The organism is Nucisporomicrobium flavum (assembly GCF_016464385.1).
Lineage (GTDB): Bacteria > Actinomycetota > Actinomycetes > Mycobacteriales > Micromonosporaceae > Actinoplanes > Actinoplanes flavus_A.
Genome location: NZ_JADMLH010000003.1, coordinates 219,251 through 237,831, shown reverse-complemented (window position 1 = coordinate 237,831; position 18,581 = coordinate 219,251). Strand labels below are relative to the sequence as shown.

17 protein-coding genes are annotated in these 18,581 nt (G+C 73.0%); 10 read left to right on the top strand and 7 right to left on the bottom strand.

Features of this window, described 5'->3' with window-relative positions; genetic code table 11:
• Positions 1 to 79: 79 nt before the first annotated feature.
• Entirely contained in the window at positions 80 to 898 is an 819-nt protein-coding gene (locus IT780_RS09085) for an inositol monophosphatase family protein (protein WP_199511005.1), read from the bottom strand.
• 254 nt (positions 899 to 1,152) lie between these two features.
• Here IT780_RS09085 and IT780_RS09080 point away from each other — a divergent pair, with 254 nt between their 5' ends.
• Positions 1,153 to 2,730, top strand: coding sequence for an RNA polymerase sigma factor (locus IT780_RS09080; protein WP_199511004.1), 1,578 nt, complete (start codon positions 1,153 to 1,155; stop codon positions 2,728 to 2,730).
• 490 nt (positions 2,731 to 3,220) lie between these two features.
• The gene (locus IT780_RS09075; RefSeq protein WP_026205883.1) at positions 3,221 to 3,460 is read left to right on the top strand and encodes a DUF7455 domain-containing protein; all 240 of its coding nucleotides are present in this window, start codon (positions 3,221 to 3,223) and stop codon (positions 3,458 to 3,460) included.
• A gap of 334 nt (positions 3,461 to 3,794) precedes the next feature.
• Here the strand turns inward: IT780_RS09075 and IT780_RS09070 are convergent, their stop codons facing one another.
• The 3 genes from IT780_RS09070 to IT780_RS09060 form a co-directional block, all read right to left on the bottom strand.
• The gene (locus IT780_RS09070; protein ID WP_199511003.1) at positions 3,795 to 5,525 is read right to left on the bottom strand and encodes a DEAD/DEAH box helicase; all 1,731 of its coding nucleotides are present in this window, start codon (positions 5,523 to 5,525) and stop codon (positions 3,795 to 3,797) included.
• 137 nt (positions 5,526 to 5,662) lie between these two features.
• A complete protein-coding gene (locus tag IT780_RS09065; RefSeq protein WP_199511002.1) occupies positions 5,663 to 6,277 on the bottom strand; it encodes a trimeric intracellular cation channel family protein in 615 nt (204 codons plus the stop codon).
• Positions 6,278 to 6,302: 25 nt separating this feature from the next.
• Positions 6,303 to 6,521, bottom strand: coding sequence for a DUF3039 domain-containing protein (locus IT780_RS09060; protein WP_199511001.1), 219 nt, complete (start codon positions 6,519 to 6,521; stop codon positions 6,303 to 6,305).
• Positions 6,522 to 6,686: 165 nt separating this feature from the next.
• Here IT780_RS09060 and IT780_RS09055 point away from each other — a divergent pair, with 165 nt between their 5' ends.
• Both IT780_RS09055 and IT780_RS09050 read left to right on the top strand, forming a co-directional pair.
• A complete protein-coding gene (locus tag IT780_RS09055; protein WP_199511457.1) occupies positions 6,687 to 7,634 on the top strand; it encodes a pseudouridine-5'-phosphate glycosidase in 948 nt (315 codons plus the stop codon).
• On the top strand, positions 7,631 to 8,533 hold the full coding sequence (locus tag IT780_RS09050; RefSeq protein WP_199511000.1) for a carbohydrate kinase family protein: 903 nt from the start codon (positions 7,631 to 7,633) through the stop codon (positions 8,531 to 8,533). The genes IT780_RS09055 and IT780_RS09050 overlap by 4 nt, the downstream gene beginning before the upstream one ends.
• On the opposite strand, the gene IT780_RS09045 is transcribed toward IT780_RS09050, so the two are convergent.
• Positions 8,530 to 8,877 carry a DUF3099 domain-containing protein gene (locus tag IT780_RS09045; RefSeq protein WP_199510999.1) on the bottom strand — a complete coding sequence of 116 codons (348 nt, stop codon included), beginning with the start codon at positions 8,875 to 8,877 and terminating at the stop codon, positions 8,530 to 8,532. The genes IT780_RS09050 and IT780_RS09045 overlap by 4 nt on opposite strands.
• Positions 8,878 to 8,975: 98 nt before the next feature.
• Here IT780_RS09045 and IT780_RS09040 point away from each other — a divergent pair, with 98 nt between their 5' ends.
• Complete coding sequence (locus IT780_RS09040; RefSeq protein WP_199510998.1) at positions 8,976 to 11,354, top strand: putative bifunctional diguanylate cyclase/phosphodiesterase; 2,379 nt, start codon at positions 8,976 to 8,978, stop codon at positions 11,352 to 11,354.
• On the opposite strand, the gene IT780_RS09035 is transcribed toward IT780_RS09040, so the two are convergent.
• Positions 11,311 to 11,886: an HhH-GPD-type base excision DNA repair protein gene (locus IT780_RS09035; protein ID WP_199510997.1), complete on the bottom strand. Its 576-nt coding sequence runs from the start codon at positions 11,884 to 11,886 to the stop codon at positions 11,311 to 11,313. The genes IT780_RS09040 and IT780_RS09035 overlap by 44 nt on opposite strands.
• A 71-nt stretch (positions 11,887 to 11,957) precedes the next feature.
• Here IT780_RS09035 and IT780_RS09030 point away from each other — a divergent pair, with 71 nt between their 5' ends.
• On the top strand, positions 11,958 to 12,686 hold the full coding sequence (locus tag IT780_RS09030; protein ID WP_199510996.1) for a GntR family transcriptional regulator: 729 nt from the start codon (positions 11,958 to 11,960) through the stop codon (positions 12,684 to 12,686).
• Positions 12,683 to 13,387 (top strand): deoxyribose-phosphate aldolase, encoded by a 705-nt coding sequence (gene deoC / locus IT780_RS09025; RefSeq protein WP_199510995.1) that lies wholly within the window; start codon positions 12,683 to 12,685, stop codon positions 13,385 to 13,387. Before IT780_RS09030 ends, deoC begins: the two co-directional genes overlap by 4 nt.
• Here deoC and IT780_RS09020 read toward each other — a convergent pair.
• Positions 13,381 to 16,611 (bottom strand): NACHT domain-containing protein, encoded by a 3,231-nt coding sequence (locus tag IT780_RS09020; RefSeq protein ID WP_199510994.1) that lies wholly within the window; start codon positions 16,609 to 16,611, stop codon positions 13,381 to 13,383. The genes deoC and IT780_RS09020 overlap by 7 nt on opposite strands.
• A 276-nt stretch (positions 16,612 to 16,887) precedes the next feature.
• Here IT780_RS09020 and IT780_RS09015 point away from each other — a divergent pair, with 276 nt between their 5' ends.
• From IT780_RS09015 to dtd, 3 genes are all read left to right on the top strand, one after another.
• Positions 16,888 to 17,232, top strand: coding sequence for a hypothetical protein (locus IT780_RS09015; protein ID WP_199510993.1), 345 nt, complete (start codon positions 16,888 to 16,890; stop codon positions 17,230 to 17,232).
• A gap of 271 nt (positions 17,233 to 17,503) precedes the next feature.
• Positions 17,504 to 18,151, top strand: a complete 648-nt coding sequence (locus tag IT780_RS09010) for a phosphotransferase (protein WP_307831103.1) — start codon at positions 17,504 to 17,506, stop codon at positions 18,149 to 18,151.
• Positions 18,148 to 18,570 carry a D-aminoacyl-tRNA deacylase gene (gene dtd / locus IT780_RS09005; RefSeq protein ID WP_199510991.1) on the top strand — a complete coding sequence of 141 codons (423 nt, stop codon included), beginning with the start codon at positions 18,148 to 18,150 and terminating at the stop codon, positions 18,568 to 18,570. The genes IT780_RS09010 and dtd overlap by 4 nt, the downstream gene beginning before the upstream one ends.
• Positions 18,571 to 18,581 lie beyond the last annotated feature (11 nt).

Here is an 18,581-nt window from a genome sequence, read left to right as displayed (position 1 = left end):
CACGCAGGCCCTCAGGCGCAGCCTGAGGGCCTCAGCGCGGTCATCGGGGGGTCAAGGGCACCCCGGCCACTGCGGGACGTCACGGGCCTCCTGCGGCGTCCAGCTCGACAAGCGCATCATGCAGCGCCGGGAAGAGCGCCGGCGGGGCGGCCACGAGCATGTCCTTGCCGGCCGGATGACCGTCGAGTCCGGACACCCGCAAACCCGCCTCGGTCGCGACCAGCCCGCCCGCGGCGTGGTCCCACGGGTTGAGCCCCTTCTCGAAGTAGGCGTCGAGGCTGCCCTCCGCCGCCATGCACAGATCCAGCGACGCCGCGCCGAACCGCCGGATGTCACGCACCCGGGTGATCAACTGGGCCACCACAGCGCCCTGATGCGCCCGGCGCGCCGAGTCGTACCCGAAGCCCGTTCCCACCAGCGCCTGGTCGAGCGTCGTACGCCCCGAGCCGCGCAATCGGCGATCCACGCGCCAGGCACCGCCGCCCAGCGTGGCCGTCCACTCGTCCCCTGTGGCGGCGTTGTGCACCACTCCGGCGACCACTGTGCCCTCGACCTCGGCGGCGAGGGACACGGCGTACTGCGGGAGCCCGTACAGGTAGTTCACCGTGCCGTCGATCGGGTCGAGGATCCAGCGGACCGCGCCGGTGGACGCGGTGCTGTCGCCGTACTCCTCGCCCAGTACGCCGTCGCCCGGCCGCTCGCGCCGCAGTGCCTCCACGACCTGGCGCTCGACGGCCCGGTCCGCCGCCGTCACGACATCCGTGTCGGTGCTCTTGGTCTGCACGTCGGTGATGGCCTCGGCGCGCATGCGCCGCGCCGTGCCGGCGGCCTCCCGGGCAATCCGCACGGCCACCGCGAGCAGGTCCTCCGGCGTCGATGATCTGGGGTTCTCAGCCACTCCACACCGCCCTTTCAGCGGCTACCATTCTCCCGCCCGGCGCCTGCAGCGAGGTCGGCGACCCCCCGCGGCGTGCTGCGGCGGGAGGATCTCGCTGGACGGCGCTACAATTCACCCCTGCCCACGCTTCACGGACACCCGCTCGCCAGGCCCGTCCGCGACCCGAGGGCTCCCACACCCACCGGCCAGCCTCGTTTCGCCGCGTGCTGCGCTGGGCCCATGGCCGTGCTCCATCGCCCTCCGGAAGGTCATTCGTGACAGAAGCCCACCAGACCGGTGCCGACGTTCGCTCTCTCACCGAGGCCCTGATCGCCCACGCGCAGGGTGCGGGTGGGCAGATCACGTCGGCCGAGGTCGTGCAGACGGTCGAGTCCGCCGAGGTGACACCGGCCCAGGCCAAGAAGATCCTCCGCGCCCTCGTGGACGCCGGAGTCACGGTCGTCGTCGACGGCTCGGCCAGCACCCGCCGCCGGGTCGCCGCCGCCCGCTCCGCGACGCCCGCCTCCAAGGCGACCACCGCCAAGGCGACCCGCGCGCCCGCGGCCAAGAAGGCCGCCACCCCGGCGCCGAAGCAACCCACCGACGGTGAGGCCCCGGCCGCCGCGGAGGGCGCCGCCAAGAAGGCGGCCGCCAAGAAGACCGCACCGGCGAAGAAGGCCGCCGCCGGACCGGCGAAGGCCACCAAGGCGACGAAGGCAGGCGCTCCCGGCGAGGGCGGGCCCGAGGCCGCCGAGGACATCGACCCCGAGGAGCTCGCCGCCGAGATCGAGGATGTCGTCGTGGAGGAGCCGCCCGCCCTGGTGCAGGCCGCGGCCACCGATGCCGCCAGCTCGGCCACCGACGGCGACTTCGAGTGGGACGACGAGGAGTCCGAGGCGCTCAAGCAGGCCCGGCGCGACGCCGAGCTCACCGCCTCCGCCGACTCCGTCCGGGCATACCTCAAGCAGATCGGCAAGGTCCCCCTGCTGAACGCGGAGCAGGAGGTCGAGCTCGCCAAGCGCATCGAGGCCGGGCTGTACGCGGCCGAGCGCCTGCGCGCCTGCGAGGAGGGCGAGGAGAAGCTCGACCGCAACTTCGAGCGCGACCTGCGCTGGATCGGCCGCGACGGCGAGCGCGCCAAGAACCACCTCCTCGAGGCCAACCTGCGCCTCGTGGTCTCGCTGGCCAAGCGCTACACCGGCCGCGGCATGGCGTTCCTGGACCTCATCCAGGAAGGCAACCTGGGCCTGATCCGCGCGGTCGAGAAGTTCGACTACACCAAGGGCTACAAGTTCTCCACGTACGCCACCTGGTGGATCCGCCAGGCCATCACCCGCGCCATGGCCGACCAGGCCCGCACCATCCGCATCCCGGTGCACATGGTCGAGGTCATCAACAAGCTCGGCCGCATCCAGCGCGAGCTGCTCCAGGACCTGGGCCGCGAGCCCACCCCGGAGGAGCTGGCCAAGGAGATGGACATCACCCCGGAGAAGGTGCTGGAGATCCAGCAGTACGCCCGGGAGCCCATCTCGCTCGACCAGACGATCGGCGACGAGGGCGACAGCCAGCTCGGCGATTTCATCGAGGACTCCGAGGCGGTCGTCGCGGTCGACGCGGTCTCGTTCTCGCTGCTGCAGGACCAGCTCCAGCAGGTGCTGCAGACGCTCTCCGAGCGCGAGGCGGGCGTGGTACGGCTGCGCTTCGGCCTCACCGACGGCCAGCCCCGCACGCTCGACGAGATCGGCCAGGTCTACGGCGTGACGCGCGAGCGCATCCGCCAGATCGAGTCGAAGACGATGTCGAAGCTGCGGCACCCGTCGCGGTCCCAGGTCCTGCGCGACTACCTGGACTGAGCGTCACCGGGACTGCGAAGCTCTCCCCCGCCGGCTGCCGTCATGGCGCCGGCGGGGCTGCTTCACGCCGGAAGGCGGTCGCTGCGGGGTGGCGCTCGATCGGTCTACGCCACGAGGCGGCTGACGCTCGGCGGACGTTCCCGACGGGGTCCGCTCGTCCGCGGATCGCGTCGTTCCGGGGCGGCGACTCTCAAGATCAGCATTTTGGGTACAGGCACGGACAGCTTGATCAGTACTGGACGATGGGCCCTTCCGTCAACATCCGGTGCCCTTTTGGTCACTACCCGTACATCATCGGGTGGTCATCAGACCGTTGTGCAGAAGTGATCGTTGACGTGGCACCCTTGGGGCACGGCACACTAGCCGGACCACGTGTGACTTGGGTCCCCCCAGGGCACAGTGGGAAGGCTGCAACGGCCAAGGGTGTTGCACGATGGGTGAGCAGTAGCCGAGGAACATGTTCATCGGTGACGACCAGAGGAGGAAGGCGATGACCCCGACTCTCACGCCGCCGGCGGGAAGCGTGGCCGGAACAGCAGCCGATGAACGGTGCGACCGCTGCAATGCAGCCGGGAAGCTCCGTTTGACCCTGGCTGGTGGCGGCGAGCTGGTGTTCTGCGGACACCACGCCAACAGGTACGCCGAGGACCTGGTGAAGATCGCGGTGCAGTACGCGGCCGACCCCGAGTTCACGTGGCGCGGCGCGGACATGATGTCTAACTCCAACTAGATCCCCACAACAAGCAAGGAAAGGGCGTCCCGGTGTGGGGGCGCCCTTTTTCCGTGGGTACCGAAGACGCCGATCCGCCGGCAGCGCGGCCAAAACGTGCTCCAAGCCCGCCCCAGCGGCCGCGTGAGGGGCCGGCGCGCCCTGATTGCGGCCGCACACCATGCAGGCCGGCCCGCCCTGATTGCGGCCGCACACCATGCAGGCCGGCCCGCCCTGGCTGCGGCCGCACCCATGCAGGCCGGCGGCCGCGCCCCCAGCATCCAGTCCGGCGACCGCGCAGCCGGCCCTGAGCGGGCCACCCAACGGCCACCACGCCGCGGCCGGGCCTGGATGCTCAGAGGGTCTGGATGGTGGCGATCCGCTCCTCGAGCTGCTCGATCGTCGCCTGCGCGCTCGGCGGCCCCCCGCACAGCCGCCGCAGCTCCGCGTGGATCTTGCCGTGCGGCAGGTTCGTGCGGTGGTGGTGGGCGGCCACGAGCGTGTTCAGCTGCCGCCTCAGCGCCACGCGGCGCTCCGCCGCGCTCATCGTCGCGACCGGCTCGCGTTGGGCCGGTACGGACTCCTTGGGCGCCGTTGCGGCCGCGCGTTTCTGGGCCGCCATCTGCTCCGACTGGCGCTTGTTCAGCAGGACCGAGACCTGGTCCGGGGTGAGCAGGCCCGGCAGCCCCAGGTACTCCTCCTCCTCGGGCGTGCCCGTACGGGCCCCCGTGCCGAACGAGGTGCCGTCGTAGATGACCTGATCGAGCTCCGCCGTGGCCGACAGCGCCTCGAAGCGTTTCTCGAGCTCGCCCTCCGCGTCCTCGGCCCGCTGGGCGCGTTCGAGGAGGGCGTCGTCGAGGCCGTCCGGGTCCTTCGGCGCGCCGAGGATGTGGTCGCGCTGGGCTTCCATCTCGCTGGCGAGGCCGAGCAGGTGCGGGACGCTGGGCAGGAACACCGTCGCGGTCTCGCCCGTACGGCGGGCGCGGACGAAACGGCCGATGGCCTGCGCGAAGTAGAGGGGCGTGGAGGCGCTGGTCGCGTACACGCCGACGGCGAGGCGGGGGATGTCGACGCCCTCGGAGACCATCCGGACCGCGACGAGCCAGCGCTGCTCGGAGCGCGCGAACTCGGCGATGCGCGCGGAAGCGCCCTGGTCGTCGGAGAGGACCACCGCCGCCTTCTCGCCGGTGATCTCGTCCAGCAGCTTCGCGTACGCGCGGGCGGACTGCTGGTCGCTGGCGATGACCAGGCCGCCGGCGTCGGTCATGCCGTGCGAGCGCAGCCGGGACAGGCGCGCGTCCGCCGCCCGCATCACCTGGGGCATCCAGTCGCCGCGGTGGTCGAGGGCCGTACGCCACGCCTGGGCGATGAGGTCCTTGGTCATCGGCTCGCCGAGACGCGCCGCCAGCTCGTCGCCCGCGCTGGTGCGCCAGCGGGTCTCCCCCGAGTACGCGAGGAAGATCACCGGCCGGACGACGCCGTCGCGCAGCGCGTCGCTGTAGCCGTACACCGAGTCGGAGCGGGAGCGCTGGAGGCCGTCCTGGCCGCGCTCGTACTCGACGAACGGGATGGGGTTGTCGTCGGAGCGGAACGGCGTACCCGTGAGCATCAGCCGCCGCTCGGCCTGGTCGAAGGCCTGCTTGACGCCGTCGCCCCAGGTGCGGGAGTCGCCCGCGTGGTGGATCTCGTCGAGGATCACCATCGTGCGGCGGGTCATGGTGCGCCGGCGGTGCACGGCCGGCGCCATGCCGACCTGGGCGTACGTGATCACCGCCCCGTGGAAGTCACGGGAGCTGTGCACGTCGGAGTTGCGGAACGCCGAGTCGAGCTGGATGCCGACCCGGGCCGCCGCCTGGGACCACTGGGTCTTCAGGTGCTCGGTGGGGCACACCACGGTGACCGCCTCGACCGTGCCGTCGGAGAGCAGCTCGGCCGCGATGCGCAGCGCGAACGTGGTCTTGCCGGCTCCCGGGGTCGCGACCGCCATGAAGTCGGCGGAGCGGTTGCGCAGGTATCTCACCAGCGCCTTGCGCTGCCAGTCACGCAGCGGCGGGAAGGTCTCCAGGTTCGGCAACGGCGGACTCAAGCTGCGACGATCCCTTCCCCATCAGCAAAACGCCCCCGCGGAATGCCGCGGAGGCGAAACCCAGCATAGCGGCGGCGGCGACCACCGCACGGCCACCGCGCCACCCCGCGGCGGCGGCCACCGTCACGGGCGGCGGGCTACGGCACGGCCACCGGGGCGGACCAGCGGCGGTACAGGGCGAGCATCCGTACCGACATCATCGCGGCCGCCGCGAGGGCCAGGGTGACCGGATCGGCCACCCCGAGGCGGCTCATGACGGTGACCGCGACGGCGCCGCCGAGCGCGACCACCGCGTAGATGTCCCGCTGCAGGACCACCGGGATCTCGCCGGTGAGCAGGTCACGCGCGAGGCCGCCGCCGATGCCGGTGAGCATGCCGATCAGGCAGGCGCCCACCGCCGGCATCCCGGCGTCGATGGCCTTGAGCGTGCCGGTGACCGTGAACAGGCCCAGGCCGGCGGCGTCGAGCAGCAGCACCGTACGCCGCAGCCGGTTGAAGTGCGGGTGCAGCCAGAAGACGGCCATCGAGGCGCCGACGGCTGTGATCGCGTACCGCCAGTCGGCGAAGGCGAGCGGCGGCACCGCGTCCAGCACCAGGTCGCGCAGGATTCCGCCGCCGAGAGCCGCCACGAAGCCGACGAAGGCCACACCGAACAGGTCGAGGCGCTTCGCGACCGCGGCGCTGGCGCCGGAGGCCGCGAAGACCGCCACACCGATGAGGTCCGCGACGAGCAGGGTGTGACTCGCCGTCACGTGACTCCCCCGTGGTGAAAGTGGTTCAGACCTGCATCGCCTCGTAGATCTCCTTGCACTGCGGGCACACCGGCGAGCCCGGCTTCGGCGACTTGGTCACGGGGAACTTCTCCCCGCAGAGCGCGATCACGAAGGTGCCCATGACGGCGCTCTCCGCGATCTTCTCCTTGCGCACGTAGTGGAACATCTCCGGCCCGGTATCGGCGTCCTTGGTCTCCGGGCGCTCGAGGATCTGCGTGCTCACGGCATCTGCCTCTCGAATATGTGGTCTCGGCCACCGCGTGCCCCCCGGTCTCCGCGGCAGAAGCTCTCCAACCCGCAAGTCTGACAGCTCACGCCTGGTCGGTCCAACGACCAAGCCCGTTTCCGGGCCCGTACCGTTGCCATCGTGACCGATTCCACGCGGCCGGTGGGCCGCTTCTCCATCCGTTACGGCGACCACGTGACCCGGGCCCGCCTCGACGGCCGTCCGGTGGTGGCCCTGGAGAGCACGATCGTCTCCCACGGCCTGCCCCGCCCCGACAACCTGCGGGTGGCCCGGGAGATCGAGCAGACCGTCCGCGACAACGGCGCCGTGCCCGCCACGATCGGCATGATCGGCGGCGAGCTCGTGGTCGGGCTGGACGACGCCCAGATCGAGCACCTGGCCGGCGCGGACGGCGTGGCCAAGCTCTCCGTCCGCGACCTGGCCCTCGGCGCGGCGACCGGGGCGGACGGCGCCACGACCGTCGCCGCCACCAGCGCCGTCGCGGCCGCGGCCGGCATCGGCGTATTCGCCACCGGCGGGCTCGGCGGCGTGCACCGGGAAGCCAGCACGACGTTCGACGAGTCGGCCGACCTGACCACGCTGGCGCGTACGCCGATCGTGGTGGTCTGCGCCGGGGTCAAGTCGATCCTCGACGTGGGGGCGACCCTCGAGCGCCTCGAGACGCTGGGCGTGGCCGTCGCCGGGTACGGCACCCGCCGCTTCCCCGGCTTCTTCGTCACCGACGGCGGCCACGACGTGGACTGGCAGCTCGACTCCCCCGCCCAGGTGGCGGCCGTCATGCAGGCGCGGGAGGACCACGGGGTGGGCGCGGGCGCGCTGGTGCTCGGCAACCCGCTGCCCGCCGACGAGCAGCTGGACCGGGAGCTGCACGACCGTACGCTCGCCGAGGGCCTGGGCCTCCTCGCCCGCGACGGAATCACCGGCAAGGCCGTGACCCCGTTCCTGCTGAGCCACTTCCACAGCAGCACCGAGGGCAGGAGTCTCGAGGTCAACGTGCGGATCATCCTGCGCAACGCCGCCCTCGCGGCGCAGATCGCGGCGGCGGCGACCCCGGCGCACACCGCGCTCGGTTTCTCCCTGCCGGCATGACACCGGGCCCGGCCGCGACCGCCGCTCACCTGCTGGTCGTCGGCGATCTCGTCACCGATGTCCTGGTGCGGCACGCCGGGCCACCGGCGGTCGGGTCGGACACGCAGGCGCAGATCCGCGTCGGCGGCGGCGGTCAGGCGGCCAACACGGCCGCCTGGCTCGCCCACGCCGGCTGCGCGGTGACGCTGGTCGCGGCGGTCGGCGACGACCACGCCGGGCGGGAACGGGTCGCCGAGCTGGTCGCGGCCGGCGTGCGGTGCGAGGTACGGCACCACACCGGTACGGCCACCGGCAGCGTCGTCGTGCTCAGCTCGGCCGGCGAACGCACGATGATCACCGACCGGGGCGCCGCGCTGCTGCTCGACCCGGGTGATGTCACGGCGGCGGTCAAGGGCGTACCGGACGCGTCCCACCTGCACCTGTCGGGATACCCGCTGCTGCACGCGGGGTCCCGGCCGGGCGGGGTGGCGGCGCTCGCGGCGGCCCGCGAGCGAGGGCTCACGACCAGCGTCGACGCGGCCTCGGCGGCACCCCTGCGCGCGTCGGGTGACTTTCTGGAGCTCGTACGCGGTATCGACCTGCTGCTGTGCAACGCCGACGAGGCAGCCGTGCTGGCCGGCCCCGGCAGCGCGGAGGAGCAGGCGGCCGTGCTGAGCGCGTACGCCCGGAACGTGGTCGTGAAACGCGGCGCGCACGGTGCCGTCTGGCGATCCGGGGACGGGGTGTTGCGGTCGGTGGCGGGTGTGCCCGTACGGTCGATCGATCCGACCGGGGCCGGTGACGCCTTCGCGGCGGGCCTGCTCAAGGCATGGTGTTCGGGCGCGGAGCCGCAGGCCGCGCTGGCGGCCGGCGCGGCGCTCGGGGCCGCGGCGGTGACGACCGTGGGAGCGCGACCCTAGGGCTCGACGTCGATGGTGCGGTGGGCGGTCTCCTCGGCCGTGCGCGGCTCGATCGCCGGCTGGAGCTTCTCGACGCGCGGCGGCGGGGCGACCTTGTGCTTGGGCGGGCGGTCGTTGGCGATCAGGACGGCGGCCCAGGGCAGGAAGACCATGCCGGCCGCGCAGAGAGAGAGCCAGAGCGGGAGCAGCGGCGGGCGCACGCTGATCAGGACCGCGCCCAGGATCAGGCAGGCGGCCCTCAGGCCCATCATCGTCACGTAGCGGATCTCGCGGCTGCGGAGCTGGTCGCTCTGGCTGCGGGCGGCGTCGGTGATCAGCACCGGCCGCTCCGGCTGCTTCTTCACCGGCCCATCCTTGCACTGCCGCACGGAAGGTGCCCAGTATCGACGCAGCCCGCTCGGCAAGCCTTCATTCCGGCGCGCCGCGACCGATCAGGTAGTCCGTGCGCTCGGGCTCCCATGTCTCGAAGCGGCGCTGGGCAGGCGTCGCTCTCGTCGTCGTGGTCACGCTGCTCGGCACGGCGGCGTCCTGGGGCGCCGCCCGCAGTGCCCGCGCCTCGGAGCAGCGCTACGCCGCACAGCTCATGGACCGCTACACCAGCGACCTGAGCAGGGCGATCACGACCGAGGTCCAGCGGTACGCCGACACGCTCACCGACGTGGCCATCGCGCTGGGCTCGCAGACCGACCTGACCGCCGACGACTTCGCGTGGATCACGGCGAAGGTGAGCAACCGGCGGCTGCCCGGCGCGGCCTCGCTGGCGTTCGTGGTGTCGACCCCGGACGCCGGCGTCACCGCGCTGGAGGATTACTGGCGGGGCAAGGGCGCCACAGGCCTGCGGCTGCAGCCGGTCGGGAACGGGCAGGAGCACGCGTTCATGGTGTTCACCCGCTCCTTCGACGGCACGGCTATCGAGGCCGGCGAGGACATGAGCGCCTCGCCGGAGGCCGAGGAGACCCTCGCCGACGCCCGGCTGACCGGTGGGCTGGCGGTGAGCCGCGCGTACGTGCTGCCGGCCGACCGGGCCCTCCCCGTGGCACAGCAGCAACTGGCGTTCACGTTCGCCGTACCGGTGTCGTTCCTCGGCGGGGCCTTCCGCGGCTGGCTGACAATGGGCGTGCACGGCGGTGACCTGCTGAACGAGACCCTGCGTACGCAGTCGCACGGCGCCGTGACCGCCGAGCTGGACGACCCCCTGGACGGCAGCGGCCGGACCGTGGCGCGGGCCGCCGGTGGCGACGCTCGCCCGTCGGCGACGCTGGACCGGGTGTCGTTCATGGCCGCCGGGCTGCGCACCTGGAAACTCGACGTGCACCCCACCAAGCGGCTGCTCGACGAGACCGACCGGGGCATCGTCACCAGCACGTTCACGGTGGCCATGACGATCACGCTGCTGCTCGCCGCGCTGGTCGGCCTGCTCGCCGGCGCGCGCAACCGGGCCATGAGCAAGGTCGACGCGGCCACCGCCGCGCTGCGCCTCGACATCCAGCGGCGGCAGGAGGTCGAGACCCGGCTGCGGCAGCGGGAGAACGAGCTGCAGCTCATGGCCCTGCACGACCCGCTGACCGGGCTGGCCAACCGGACCGGGCTGGACGCCCGGCTCGCCGCGACGGTCGGGCACCGGCTGGACGTCGCGCTGCTGCTCATCGACCTGGACGACTTCAAGCTCGTCAACGACGCGTACGGGCACGCCGCCGGCGACACGATGCTGACCCGGTTCGCCGACGTGCTGCGTGGCTGCGTACGGTCCGAGGACGTGGCCGCCCGCATCGGCGGCGACGAGTTCGTGGTGCTGCTCACCGACGTGATCGACGCCGAGAGCGCGCTGTCCGCGGCGCACCGGGTGCTCGCCGCGGCGGCCGACACGCCGGTGGTGCTCGGCGAGGACACGCTGCCCGTACGGGCCAGCATCGGCGTCGCCACCAGCCGGGCCGGCGACACCCCCAAGGACCTGCTGCGCCGCGCCGACGTCGCCATGTACCAGGCCAAGAACCTCGGTACGCACGGCGTCCAACTGCACGACCCGTCGATGTCCGACCGCCGCGCCGCGGACGCCCAGCTCGGCGAGGACCTGTCCGGCGCCCTCGACCGAGGCGAGCTGACCGTGCTCTACCAGCCGCTGGTCGACCTCGCCGACAGCCGCCCGATCGGCGTGGAGGCGCTGGTCCGCTGGCAGCACCCCACGCTGGGCGTGGTCTCACCGGGCCGGTTCATCCCGATCGCCGAGCGCAGCGGCCTGATCAACGCGCTGGGCATGTACGTGCTCGAGCAGGCCTGCCGCCAGGTCACCTCGTGGCCCGGCGACATGTACGTCAGCGTCAACCTGTCCCCGCGCCAGCTGCAGGTGCCGACGCTGGTGCAGGACGTGCTGTCGGTGCTGGCGCGTACCGGCCTCGACCCGGCCCGCCTGGTGCTGGAGATCACCGAGTCGGCGCTGGTGGACGACGCCGCGAGCATCTCGATGCTGGCCGCGTTTCGCTCGCACGGCATCCGCGTGGCGATCGACGACTTCGGTACGGGCTACTCGTCGCTGCACTACCTGACCCGCCTGCCGGTCGACATCCTGAAGATCGACCGCAGCTTCGTGGCGGAACTGAACGGCACCCCGGAGGGCGCGGGCATCACCGAGGCGATCCTGCGGCTGAGCCACGCGCTGCACCTGACCACTGTCGCCGAGGGCATCGAGACCACCGAGCAGGCGGCCGAGCTGCAGCTCCTCGGCTGCGGGGTGGGCCAGGGCTACCTCTTCGCCGCCCCGCTGCCGGCCACCGACCTGGTCAGCCTGCTGCGTGCTTCGCCGCGGCCTTCATCTCCTTCTTGAACGCCCGTACGCGCGCCAGCGACTCGTCGTCGACGATGTCCGCCACGGACCGGTGCGCGCCCTCCTCGCCGTACGCACCGGCGGCCTCCCGCCACCCGGGCGGCTGCACGCCGTACTGCTTGCCGAGCAGAGCGGCGAAGATCTGCGACTTCTGCTTCCCGAACCCGGGCAGCGCGGCGATCCGCCTGACCAGCTCCTTGCCGTCCGCCACATCCCGCCACAGGTTCGCGGCATCCCCGTCGTAGTCGGCAACCAGCACCCGGCACACCTCCTGCACCCGAGCGGCCATCGCCTTCGGGAACCGGTGCAGCGCGGGCGGCTCGGCGAAGACCGCGACGAGCGCGTCGGGGTCGAAGCCGGCCAGCTCCTGCGCGGTGGGCGCGTGGCCGAGGCGCTGCGTCAGGACGTACGGGGAGCTGAACACCTTCTCCAGCGGGATCTGCTGATCGAGCACCATGCCGATGAGCAGCGCCAGCGGGTCGCTGGAGAGCAGCTTGTTGGCCTCGGCGTCGATGGGCAGCGAGAGCGTCATGGCGCACATCCTATGGACTTCCGGCGTGCCCGGCGGCATTCTCTAGGTTGTCTAGACGACCTGGAGGACCAGTGGCCAAGACGCCGCTCTACGTGCGGATCGAGCGGGCTCTCCGGGCCCGCCTCGAGCAGGCCCGTCCCGGCGACCTCGTTCCCGCCGAGTCCGCGCTGGCCGCCGAGTTCGGCGTAGCGCGGATGACCGTGCGGGCCGCGCTCGACGCGCTCGAGGCCGACGGGCTCGTCGAGCGGATCCAGGGGCGCGGCACGTTCGTGCGGCAGCGGCCCGCGCCGCGTGCCGCCGCGACGCTGATGAGCTTCCACGATCAGGTGCGCAGCTGGGGGCGTCGGCCGTCGTCGCGGCTGGTGGCGGCCGAGGTCCGGCACGCGACCGGCGAGGAGGCGGCCGCGCTGCAGTTGACCGCCGCGGCGCCGCGGGTGGTCTCGATCGTCCGCGTACGCCTCGCCGACGACGTCCCGCTGGCCGTGGAGTACGCATGCTTCCCGCCGCACCTGACGGCCCTGCTGGACGTCGACCTGGAGACCGGTTCCCTGCACCGGGCCCTGCACGACCTGGGCCTGCGCCCCACCCTCGGCTCGTCCACGCTGACCGCGGCGGCGGCCGGGGCCGACGGCGCCCATCTGCAGGTGCCGCCCGCGGAGGCGCTGCTCGTGGAGAGCCGGCTGATCGTCGACCAGCATTCCGCCCCGCTCGAACACACCGTCAGCCGCTACGTCGGCTCCCGCTACGCCCTGCACGTCAGCTTCGACGTCCAGCCACCCCGGACAGGAGAAACCCGATGAACGTCGCCAAGATGATCGACCACTCGCTGCTGCGCCCCGAGCTGACCACCGCCGACGTGCGGCTCGGCTGCGAGATCGCCGCCCGGCGCGAGACCGCGTCGGTGTGCGTACGCCCCTCGGACGTCGCGCCGGCCGTCGCGGAGCTCGCGGGCACCGGCGTGCTGGTCGGCACGGTCGCCGGCTTCCCGCACGGCAGCACGACCACCGCGGCCAAGGTCGCCGAGACGCGGGAGCTCGTCGAGGCGGGTGCCGACGAGATCGACATGGTGCTGCACATCGGCCGCCTGCGCGCGGGCGAGACCGGCTACGTCCACGACGACATCGCCGCCGTGGTGGCCGCCGCGCAGGGCCGGGTCGTCAAGGTGATCCTCGAGAACGCGTACCTGGACGACGAGCAGAAGGTCACCGGGTGCCGGCTGGCCGAGCAGGCCGGGGCGGCCTTCGTGAAGACGAGCACGGGCTTCGCGCCGGGCGGCGCGACCCTGGAGGACATCCGGTTGATGCGGGCGACCGTGTCACCCTCCGTGCAGGTCAAGGCCGCGGGCGGCGTCCGTACGCTGGACACGCTGCTGACCCTGCACGAGGCGGGAGCGACCCGCTTCGGCGCGACGGCGACCGAGTCGATCCTCGACGACTGGGCCGCCCGGCAGCGCGGCGACCGGACGCCGGCCGCCGCGGTGACCGGGGACGGCGGCTACTGATCCAGCGCCCGGCGTACGCGGGCCGCCAGCGTCCGGTCCTCGGCGAGCAAGCTTCGGGTGCGACTTCGCGAGCCCGCGTCGGGTGCCAGGTTGGCCTGCAGGAGCCGGAGCGTGCCCTCCGGCAGGTGCTCGCGCAGCTCGTGAAGGGCGGTGACCACCCGGAGCTGGTCGAGGATGTCCAGGCGCAGCCGCAGCAGGTCCATGCCGTCGATCAGCTTGGCCACCCCGCTGCCCGCCGGGGCGTGCAGGGCGGCGAGGCATTCCAGGACCTCGGGTACGGAGCGACGGAAGTAGCCGCTCGCCGACACCAGCCGCAGCCAGGAGAGCACGTCCTCGACGGGCAGCCGGCCGGCGTCACGGGCCAGCATGCCGAGCAGCATCCGGGCGGCCCGGCCGAAGTGCAGCTGCCGGCCCGCCTGCTCGGGGCCGCCGCCGAAGAGAATCTCGACGGCGCGGCGATATTCGGCGGCCAGGTCGTCCGCGTCTCGCGAGGAGGCGACCCAGACGCGGGTGAGGCAGTGCGCGACCGTGTCCGCGTCGTCCTCGCCGAGCGGGACCACGGTCGTGACCGCGTCCGGCGCCCACTGCCCCAGCGGCTCCACGGCCAGCCGCAGCAGGTCAACTCCCGGCTCCCCGGTGAGCTGCAGCCGGTTCGCCACCTGCTCGTACGGGACCGACGTCCAGGTCCGCGCGCCGGCGGCGGTCCACCGTAGATCGACCGCCGGGAAGCGGCGCTGCGACGTCGCATCGAGCACGACGTCGCGCCGCTCGCCGTCCCAGCTGCGGATCACCGTCATCGTGTCCGCCAGGTCGCTCCAGATGCCGGACGGCACCGCCGCCTCCCATTGCAGCGCGGCCACCCGCAGCCAGTAGGCCGGGTCGGCGGCGTGCACGAAGACTTCCGAGGCCCGCAGCGGCTCCCCGCAGGCGAGCGTCAGGAGCGCCAGATTCAGCGAGTACGTCGCCGTGAGGTGGTCCAGGCGCCGGTCGGTGGGCCGGTACTCGCGCTGAGGGTACGCCGGCCGCAGCACCGCCGCCCGCAGCGCCTCCATGAGCCAGGCCCGTACGGCGGTCAGATCCTGCTCGCCCAGCAGCTCGGTCACGAACGGCAGCACCGTGCCGCGCGCCGCGAGCGGTGTCCAGCCGAGCAGGGTCTGCAGCAGGCCGTCGTCGCGTACGCCCCCGTCGAGCGACAGCGTCATCACCGCGGCCCGGGCGGCCGTGTCACGCACCAGCCGGACCACGAGCCGCGCGACCAGGAACTCACCGAAGGTCGCATGCAGGAACTCGTACGTCTGCAGGGTCTGGCCGTCGCGCAGGGCCCGGGCACGCTGGATGAAGAAGAAACGCCCGATCAGCTCCTCCGCCCCGGACAGGGGTCGCCGGAAGGCCTCGCCGCCGCCGGGGCGCACCGGGCCGACGCCGAGCGCCCGCAGGTCCGCGTCGAGCTGCCGTTCGGTCACCGACTGCCGCACCCGGTTGAACATCGAGAACGCGACCACCGACAGCCGGACCAGCTCCTCGTCCACCAGCGCCGGTACGGCGTGCTCCGGCGCGCCCGGGTGCAGCCGCCGCACCTCCCGCTCGGCGAAGCTGCTGAGCAGCCGCTCGTAGAGCTGCGTGGTGCCGAAGGCGGCGTCGCCCTGCAGCCCGTACGTCGTCGCGTCGTAGAGCGCGAGCATCAGCAGCAGCAGCGGCTGCTCACAGAAGTCGGGGAACCGGCCGACCTGCTCCGGCAGCAGGTCACGGTGGCCGGGGCGGGCCGCGTTGGCCGCGTTCCAGGTGAGCAGCCAGCGCGCCACCTGCGACTCGTCGAAGCCCTCAAGGCGTACGGCGAGGCTGCCGGCCGGCACCCGGGCCCGGTCCCCGACCGCCACCCTGCTGGTGACCATCACCGCCACCGGTCGCCCCTGCACGGCCTCGCGCCGCTGGAACTCGGCCACCCGGTGCAGGTAGTCGGACTGGTGGATGCCGGTGGCCTGCAGCAGCTCGTCGAACCCGTCCAGCAGGATCAGCGGCATCGCGTCGCCGGCGTCGCGGGCCAGGTCCGCCCACGCGACGCTCTCGCCGATCGCCGCGCGGACCGCGACCTCGATCTGATCCTGGATCTCGGCCTCCGCCGGCACCTCGCGCAGCACCACGCGGACCGCGAGGAAATCGGCGGCCGGCAGCCGCGCGGCGAGCACCCGCGTCAGCGCCGACTTTCCGGCCCCCGGCTGGCCGAGCAGCAGCAAAGGCGCCTCCGCCGCCTGCGGCGTCGTCAGATACCGCGCCAGGAAGCCGGCTAAATCGTCGCGGATGTCGCCGTCCCACCAGGAGTCGGTCGCCACCCGGTCCCCCGGACCGGCGGCCTTCACCCGGAACCGCGGATCCAGGTACGCGTCGCGCAACGCGGGCGCCACCAGATCACCGGTGGCGTCGCCGGCCACGGAACGCTCCAGATCCGCCCGGTACGCCGCCGCCAGCCCGGCCCGCCGCGCCGAGGGGTCCCGGCCGGAGGTGGCCCGCTCCAGCAGCGTCCGCAGCTCGGTGAGGCTCTGCCCGATGCGGTGCCGGTCGGCGGCCTCGACCCACAACCCGAATTCGGGTACGTCCAGCGCGAGCTGCCGGTGTGCCTCCTCGTACCGGCGCAGCGCCAGCTCCGGCACGCGGCCCTCGATCAGCTCGGCCGCCCGGCGCTGGTCGGCGTCGCTCGCCCGCTCCCACACCGCGAGCCCCTCGAGGTACGCCCGCACCCGCCGCGCCATGCTCCGATACCAGCCGTCCAGACCGGCGAGCAGCTCCGCGTACGAGGACTCGGCGGCCGGTACGGGCAGATCGGCGTGGAACAGCATGTGCAGCCAGCTACCGTCGACGCGGGTGTCCGAGGCGAGCATGATCTGGTCGGCGCGCGTCAACTCGGGCGGCTCCACCGCGCTCGCCCGCACGGTCACGTCCAGCGCTTCGAAGAAACTCGACACCACGAGCACGCCATGGGCAGCCTGCAGCCGGCTGCTGCGGTCGTAGCGCCCCAGGACCCGTACCGAATCCTGGATCTTCCCGGCCACGACGTGGCCGAGCCGGATCACCTCGGCCTTGGCGTCGAACAGGCTCAGCGCCACCTCGGAGCCGCCGCCGGTCGCGACCGCGAGCGCGCCGCCCAGCAGGTCGTCCATCGTCCGCAGGACGGGACCGGCCCCGCCGAGCAGCTTGACGGCATCGGCGTAGCGCAGACCCTGAGCCATCCGCCCATGATGTCGGCTGCCCGCCACGCCCGTCGATGCGGGTCCGCCACGCCCGTCGATGCGGGTCCGCCGCTTCTCCCGCCGGCCCTGCCCCTCGCGACCTGCTCCCGGCGACCGCCTGCCGCTCCCCTCGCCGGCCGCTCAGCTCGCCGGTCGCTCAGCTCGCCGGTCGCTCTCTTGCCGGCCGCCGGCCGCTCCCCTTGGCGGCCGCTCCCCTTGCCGGCGGCTGGGGCGTCGCCCGGTTTGCCGGACCCCACTTCGGGCAACCACATCACCATGAGCGACAACGACGAGATCGGCCACGGCGAGTACGGCGACATCGACGGCGTCCGGGACGTGCCGAGCACCTCCCGCCCGGAGAACGGCGACGACGACGAGGGCCTGTCGAGCACGATCGCCGCCGGCACCGACCCCGAGCAGCTCCGCAACGGCGGCCCCGGCCCGGCCGGCGGCGGCATCATGACGACGACCGGCGGCACCGCGGGCCCGAACAGCTTCCGCCCGCAGGCCCGGCACGGCCAGGGCGTCGCACCGACGACGACCGGGGACGCCGGGACGGGCGGGATGGACACGCCCGAGCGCACCTACCACAGCGACAACAGCACCACCGCCGTCGACTGACAGCTCTTCCCGGGCCGGCCCCTCCGAGGGCCGGCCCCCGGCTCTAAGCCGGCCCGGCTGCTGCAGGACTAGCCTGGCGACCGCGGGGTCGGTCTTGCTGCTGCGAGATCGGCCTGGCGACTGCGGGATCGGTCTTGCTGCTGCGAGATCGGCCTGGCGACCGCGGGATCGGTCTTGCTGCTGCGGGGTCGGCCTGGCGACTGCGGGATCGGTCTGGCTGGTGCGGGGTCGGCGCGGCGTTCCCGGTCCGGCGGCCGATATGGTGCGTCGGGTGACGGGCTCGCTGCTTGCCTCCGGACGCGAGGCCGACGTGTACGCCCTCGACAGCACCCGGGTCCTGCGCCGCTACCGCCGCGACGCCGACGTCACCGGCGAGGCCGCGGCGATGCGTTACCTGGCCGGCCGCGGCTATCCCGTACCGGTCGTCCACGAGGCCGCGGGCCGGGACATGGTCATGGAACGCCTCGACGGGCCGACGATGCTGCAGGCCGCCCTCGCCGGTGACCTCTCGCCGACCGACGGGGCCGAGCAGCTCGCCGGTCTGCTGCGCCGCCTGCATGAGCTGCCGCCCTGGCCGGACGCCCCGGACGGGACCCGCATCCTGCACCTGGATCTGCATGCCGACAACGTTCTGCTGACCGCACGCGGGCCGGTCGTCATCGACTGGTGCAACGTGCGGGCGGGCGACGCCGACCTCGACACCGCGCTGTCCGCGCTGATCATGGCTCAGGTGTCGCTCTGGGATCACCCGGCGCGGGCGCTGGCGCGGACGTTCCTCGACGCGTTCCTGACCGTCGCGCCGGGCGATCCGCGCCGGATGCTGGACGAGGCCGTGGCGCTGCGCCGCCGTCAGACCGCCACCCTCACTGCCGACGAGATCGGCGAACTCGACACCGCAGCGGAGCTGGTACGCCGATGAGAGCACTGATTCAGACCGTCAGCCGAGCGAGCGTCACGGTCGGCGACGAGGTCGTGGGCAAGATCGAGGACGGGCTGCTCGTGCTGCTCGGCGTCACCCACACCGACACGGCGGCGACGGCCGAGACCATGGCCCGCAAGGTGTACGAGCTGCGCATCCTCGACGACGAGCAGTCCGCCGCCGACGCCGGAGCCCCGCTGCTGGTGGTCAGCCAGTTCACCTTGTACGGCGACGCCCGCAAGGGCCGCCGCCCCACGTGGTCCGCCGCCGCGCCCGCCGAGGTGGCCGAGCCGCTGGTCACCGCGTTCGTCGAGGCGCTGCGGGGGCGCGGGGCGACGGTGGAGACGGGCCGGTTCCGGGCCCACATGCTCGTCGAGAGCGTGAACGTGGGCCCGAGAACCGTCTGGCTCGAGCTCTGAGACCGGGCCGG

Coding starts and splice junctions, on each gene's coding strand:
- IT780_RS09075 (WP_026205883.1), top strand. CDS start 3,221: ATGACCCCGACTCTCACGCCGCCGGCGGGAAGCGTGGCCGGAACAGCA.
- IT780_RS09050 (WP_199511000.1), top strand. CDS start 7,631: ATGACACCGGGCCCGGCCGCGACCGCCGCTCACCTGCTGGTCGTCGGC.
- IT780_RS09035 (WP_199510997.1), bottom strand. CDS start 11,886: ATGACGCTCTCGCTGCCCATCGACGCCGAGGCCAACAAGCTGCTCTCC.
- deoC (WP_199510995.1), top strand. CDS start 12,683: ATGAACGTCGCCAAGATGATCGACCACTCGCTGCTGCGCCCCGAGCTG.
- IT780_RS09020 (WP_199510994.1), bottom strand. CDS start 16,611: ATGGCTCAGGGTCTGCGCTACGCCGATGCCGTCAAGCTGCTCGGCGGG.
- IT780_RS09015 (WP_199510993.1), top strand. CDS start 16,888: ATGAGCGACAACGACGAGATCGGCCACGGCGAGTACGGCGACATCGAC.
- dtd (WP_199510991.1), top strand. CDS start 18,148: ATGAGAGCACTGATTCAGACCGTCAGCCGAGCGAGCGTCACGGTCGGC.